Origin of the sequence: Herminiimonas sp., from assembly GCF_030645555.1 — a bacterium.
In the GTDB taxonomy this organism is placed as follows: Bacteria; Pseudomonadota; Gammaproteobacteria; order Burkholderiales; family Burkholderiaceae_D; genus Oxalicibacterium.
This window is the reverse complement of record NZ_JAUSME010000153.1, coordinates 1-5,225: the sequence shown is the minus strand read 5'-3', so window position 1 is coordinate 5,225 and position 5,225 is coordinate 1. Positions and strand designations below refer to the sequence as shown.

Sequence of the window (5,225 nt, the reverse complement as noted above, 5' to 3'; positions counted from 1 at the left end):
TTCCTGAGCGCGACACGTTTAAATGTTTTGCATAGACCAGGACGATGATATTGAACAACAAGGTTGCATAAAACAGTAAGGATGCGGCGCGAAAAATATCGCTTCCGGCGAACATATTGACGGCACGAAAGCGCGCTTCCTTCATCAGTTTTCGACGACCGGCTTGACCTTCGCTGCGGCTGCCTTGGCATGGCTGCGTGCGGTCTCGACGTCGGCGGCGCTGGCCAATGCAACACCCATGCGGCGGCGCGCGAACGATTCCGGTTTGCCGAACAGGCGGATGTCGGTGCCGTGGACTTGCAAGGCCTCGGCCACCCCTTCGAACGAGACGACCTTGCCGTCATGCTGGCCATAGATCACGGCTGATGCGGCTGGCGTTTTCATCGCCACGTTGACCGGCAGTCCGAGTATCGCCTTGGCATGCAGTTCAAACTCGCTCTGTTCCTGGCTGGCCATCGTGACCATGCCGGTATCGTGCGGACGCGGGCTGACTTCGGAAAACCACACCATGTCGTGCTTGACGAACAGTTCGACGCCAAACAGGCCCAGGCCGCCGAGGTTGTCGGTTACCTTCTGTGCGATGTCGTGCGCCTTCTGCAGCGCAGCCGGATGCATTACCTGCGGTTGCCATGATTCGACATAGTCGCCATTGACTTGCACATGACCGATAGGCTCGCAGAAATGCGTGTGCGTTGCGCCGTCGGCACCGATCGCGCGCACCGTCAGCAGCGTGACTTCATAATCGAAATCGATAAAGCCTTCGACGATCACGCGTCCGGCATCGACACGGCCGCCGGCAGCGGCACATTCCCATGCTGCCGCGACTTCATGCATGCCGTTCAATTTGGACTGCCCCTTGCCGGACGATGACATGACAGGCTTGACCACGCAGGGGAAGCCGATCGCGGCACATCCTGCCTCAAGTTCCTGCAGGCTGTCGGCAAAGCGGTAAGGCGAGGTGGCAACGCCGAGTTCTTCTGCGGCCAGGCGGCGTATGCCTTCCCTATCCATCGTCAGCCAGGCTGCACGGGCGGTGGGAATGACGCGCACGCTGCCGGCGTTTTCCATTTCGACCAGCGTCGCGGTGGCGATGGCTTCAATTTCCGGCACCACCAGATCCGGTTTTTCCTGATTGATCAGCGCGGCCAGTGCAAGACCGTCGGTCATGTCGATGACGTAAGCGCGATGCGCGACTTGATGGCCGGGTGCGTTTTCATAACGGTCCACGGCGATGACTTCTACGCCCAGACGCTGCAGTGAAATGATGACTTCCTTGCCCAGTTCGCCGGAGCCCAGCAACATGACTTTGGTGGCGGTGCTGGATAAAGGAGTGCCGATGCGGTGGGGAATGTTGCTTCTATTCATGAGGGGAAATTCATTGAGCGCGCAGAGCGCCCGGATAGTGTTCGGGAAGATTTTTATTGGCATCCAGACAATAGCAAATCTGGACTGATTTGGACAGAGCAAATTGCAGGCGGCGCAAATTTTTCTTTAGAAAATCCATCAGTGAGCGGAGCAAAAAAAAAAGCTGCCAGCAATATTGCCTGGCAGCTTTTTATCCAAGAATTTCTTGAACGAAAGATTAACGATGTTTAGTCATTCGCGTAGATATCGTTATCCTTGGTTTCCTTGACGAACAGCATGCCGATCACGAAGGTACCGAGTGCAATGATGATCGGGTACCAGAGACCGTAGTAAATATCGCCCTTGAATGCAACCAGTGCGAATGCCGTGGTTGGCAGCAAGCCGCCGAACCAGCCGTTACCGATGTGGTAAGGCAAGGACATCGATGTGTAGCGGATGCGTGTCGGGAACATTTCAACCAGCATGGCGGCGATCGGGCCGTACACCATCGTGACGTAAATCACGAGGATGAACAGCAAGAACAGGGTCATGCCATAGTTGATTTGCGATGAATCAGCCTTGGTTGGATAACCTTTTGCCTTGATGGCGTCGGCCAGCTCTTTCGAGAAGGCTTTGTCCTTGGCAGTGGCGTCTTCTTTCGACAAGCCTTTGGCATCATAAGACGACAATACGGTGTCGCCAACTTTTACAGTGGCAACCGTGCCAGGTGCTGCATCCTCGTTAGAGTAAGCAACCGAAGCAGCTGCCAGTTTTGCTTTCACGATATCGCATGATGAAGTGAATTTCTTGGTGCCGGTCGGGTTGAACTGGAATTGGCAAGTTGCCGGATCAGCCGTTACCACCACTGGTGCATCTTTCAATGCAGCTTCCAGTGCCGGGTTGGCGTAGTGGGTCAGTGCGCTGAAGATCGGGAAGTAAGTCAATGCAGCAATCAGGCAGCCCGCCATGATGATAGGCTTGCGGCCGATTTTATCGGACAGCGTACCGAAGATCACAAAGAATGGCGTGGCCAGCAGTAAGGACGCGGCAATCAGGATGTTGGCGGTTGCGCCATCGACCTTCAAGGTTTGCGTCAGGAAGAACAGTGCATAGAACTGGCCCGTGTACCAGACCACGGCTTGACCTGCGGTCAGGCCGACCAGTGCCAGGATCACGATCTTCAGGTTTTTCCATTGACCAAAAGCTTCGGTCAACGGTGCCTTGGATGTGCGGCCTTCCGATTTCATTTTTACAAACGCAGGTGATTCAGCCATCGAGAGTCGGATCCACACCGAAATTGCCAGCATGAAAATCGACAGCAGGAATGGAATGCGCCAGCCCCAGTCGGCAAATGCAGCTTCGCCGATTGCGGTACGGGTACCCAGAATGACCAGCAGCGACATGAACAAGCCCATGGTTGCCGTGGTTTGGATCCAGGATGTGAACGCGCCGCGTTTGTCATCCGGTGCGTGTTCGGCAACGTAAGTTGCCGCACCACCGTATTCACCACCAAGCGCCAGACCTTGCAGGATGCGCAATGCCACCAGAATGATAGGTGCAGCAATGCCGATCGAAGCATAGTTAGGCAGCAAGCCGACGATGAAGGTCGATGCGCCCATGATGACGATCGTGACCAGGAAGGTATATTTGCGTCCTATCATGTCGCCGAGGCGGCCGAAAACTACGGCGCCGAACGGTCGGACGATGAAGCCTGCAGCGAAGGCGAGCAAGGCAAAGATGAAAGCCGTATTTGGATCGGTGCCAGCGAAAAACTGCTTGGCTATGATAGCGGCGAGTGAGCCGTAAAGATAAAAGTCATACCATTCAAATACGGTTCCCAGCGAAGATGCGAAAATAACTTTTCGCTCCTCTGCCGTGATGCCGCGTCCAGCTTTAGATACTGTCGCCATGCTCGTCTCCTTAATAATTATTAATATGAATGTGTGGGCACATTCTTTGTATTGGGTAAGCAGTTGGAGTGTGCAGCTAAAACCTTACGCGAGACTTGCGCGAAACTTACGTAATGCTTACTGGTGCGCAGTATGAAAATGACTGTTTTCAGCGCCTGCATGAATGAATCGGAAAGCGCCGGCAAGGCGCAGGCAGGACTGAAATTTCCGCGCAAGTTATGCGGCGGGCGCGGATGGCTCTAAAATGACGCCATTTTGCAATTGAAGAGTAACCATGACTAATCCCTCCAGTAATTCCGCTGCACTGCCTATCCCTTTCCTGCAGGAGTTGGGTATAGAAGTCATAGAGTCCGGCGATGGTCAGGCGCAGGTCGAATTGATCCTGCAGGCGCGCCACACCAACAGCTGGCATGTGGCGCATGGCGGCGTGATCATGACGATGCTGGATAACGTGATGTCGCTGGCAGGACGCTCGCTCGATGCGGATATACGCAGCGGCGTGACGATAGAAATGAAGACCAGTTTCATGCAGCCTGGCGGCAGGGAAGGCGGACGTCTGGTGGCCAAAGGCAAGGTGCTGCATCACTCCGCCAGTATTTATTTTTGCGAAGGCGAGCTGTGGAATGACGACAAGCTGGTTGCCAAGGCTGCCGGCACTTTCAAATTCATCCGCCGCACCGATATCGCGAAAAAAATGATGCCGGCCTGAGCATCCGGTACAGGTACTAGCGCATCGCCAGCGTAGGCCGCTCTATCAATACCGGGACTTGATCGCCATGCAGCTTGACCAGTGTAGAGACGCGCGTGCCATAGTCGGGCGACTCTATGCACACGGCCGACAGCAAACGTTCGCGCTCCATGCTGAGGCCGGTTTTCGGCAGGCGGCAATCCGATGCGCAAGTGGTGTCGGTCAGCATTTCAAAATACGCATCTTCCGGCGCACCCTGGCATAAGAGGCTGGCGAATTGCGCCTTGGTGCGCACCACCTTGGGCCAGGCGCAATCGAGCAGGGAATTCGACAAGCCGTAAATGCCGGGAGCCAGCGCGCGGCCATTGCGCTCGTCGGCATCGCCGCGATTGGAAAACCAGAGCAGTTGCCGGCTGTCGCCTATCAGCAGGTTGTAGCCGTTGTAATCGGCAGCCTGCGACTTGAGTGTGGCGACATATTCATCCGGGCTCATGTCGCCAGCCAGATAATTGCTCACCAGTGCGCCGCGCGATGGGGCATCGCTGCGCATTTCAGATGGCGCACGTATATTCGTCAGTGCGGCGAAGCGTCCTGCGCGGGTCACGCCTATCCAGGTGCCGCCGCCCTGCAAATCGCGTCCGGCATAAATCTGCGGATGATCGTCCCACCAGTCGGCGGCTTTTGCCGGCCGATCGTAGAATTCATCACGGTTACCCGCGGCGATCAGCGGCATGCCCGGTACCACATGCCATGCAAAGACGATCAGACACATAAAGACAAGTCCAAAAATTGTTCGGTATGGCGTTTGCCATCTATCAATGACGACAACTGGTTTGCTGCAACGGCAAGTTCCAGCGCCGCGGTGAAATCTTCCGCTGTATCGTCAGCAACAGCGAGATACACTTCCATCCACGTATGCATGCCATCCTGTTCGACCGGCCGGCGCTTGAGTGCTGTACTTATCCCGTATTGATCGGCGAGGCTAGCCTGCATCTGCTTCACTTTTGCCTGCACGAGTGCGGCATCGGCGGCCGGCACACGATAGTAAATATAAAGATCCATTATTTGTTGTCGGCGATCTGGCATAAATCTGTTTCTGCTGGGGCCGTTCAAACCGGATCGGTCAGCGGGTAGGGCAGCGTCAGGAACGACAACGCCGGACCGCTCGCCGAACCGAGGCGCACTTCGGATTCTGCCGCGGCGAGCTTGATCTCGACCAGGCAGTCGGTTTCCTGCGCATTCGAGCGTTCCGCATTGACGACCATGCCGCATGGTTGTTCAGG

At 55.6% G+C, this 5,225-nt stretch carries 6 protein-coding genes and 1 pseudogene; 2 read left to right on the top strand and 5 right to left on the bottom strand.

What is annotated here, in order from left to right; genetic code table 11:
• Positions 1 to 144: 144 nt before the first annotated feature.
• Positions 145 to 1,365 carry a formate-dependent phosphoribosylglycinamide formyltransferase gene (gene purT, locus Q7T06_RS06310; protein ID WP_304782054.1) on the bottom strand — a complete coding sequence of 407 codons (1,221 nt, stop codon included), beginning with the start codon at positions 1,363 to 1,365 and terminating at the stop codon, positions 145 to 147.
• On the opposite strand from purT, the gene Q7T06_RS06305 reads away from it, so the two are divergent.
• Positions 1,342 to 1,596 (top strand): hypothetical protein, encoded by a 255-nt coding sequence (locus Q7T06_RS06305; protein WP_304782051.1) that lies wholly within the window; start codon positions 1,342 to 1,344, stop codon positions 1,594 to 1,596. The genes purT and Q7T06_RS06305 overlap by 24 nt on opposite strands.
• Here Q7T06_RS06305 and Q7T06_RS06300 read toward each other — a convergent pair.
• Complete coding sequence (locus Q7T06_RS06300) at positions 1,593 to 3,254, bottom strand: MFS transporter (RefSeq protein WP_304782048.1); 1,662 nt, start codon at positions 3,252 to 3,254, stop codon at positions 1,593 to 1,595. The genes Q7T06_RS06305 and Q7T06_RS06300 overlap by 4 nt on opposite strands.
• A 274-nt stretch (positions 3,255 to 3,528) precedes the next feature.
• Here Q7T06_RS06300 and Q7T06_RS06295 point away from each other — a divergent pair, with 274 nt between their 5' ends.
• Positions 3,529 to 3,963 (top strand): PaaI family thioesterase, encoded by a 435-nt coding sequence (locus Q7T06_RS06295; protein ID WP_304782044.1) that lies wholly within the window; start codon positions 3,529 to 3,531, stop codon positions 3,961 to 3,963.
• Between the two features lie 16 nt (positions 3,964 to 3,979).
• Here the strand turns inward: Q7T06_RS06295 and Q7T06_RS06290 are convergent, their stop codons facing one another.
• From Q7T06_RS06290 to Q7T06_RS06280, 3 genes and pseudogenes are all read right to left on the bottom strand, one after another.
• Positions 3,980 to 4,714 (bottom strand): NRDE family protein, encoded by a 735-nt coding sequence (locus Q7T06_RS06290; RefSeq protein ID WP_304782041.1) that lies wholly within the window; start codon positions 4,712 to 4,714, stop codon positions 3,980 to 3,982.
• Complete coding sequence (locus Q7T06_RS06285; RefSeq protein WP_304782037.1) at positions 4,705 to 5,004, bottom strand: DUF4936 family protein; 300 nt, start codon at positions 5,002 to 5,004, stop codon at positions 4,705 to 4,707. The genes Q7T06_RS06290 and Q7T06_RS06285 overlap by 10 nt, the downstream gene beginning before the upstream one ends.
• Before the next feature lie 47 nt (positions 5,005 to 5,051).
• A pseudogene (locus Q7T06_RS06280) lies at positions 5,052 to 5,225 on the bottom strand (folate-binding protein); the annotation flags it as partial.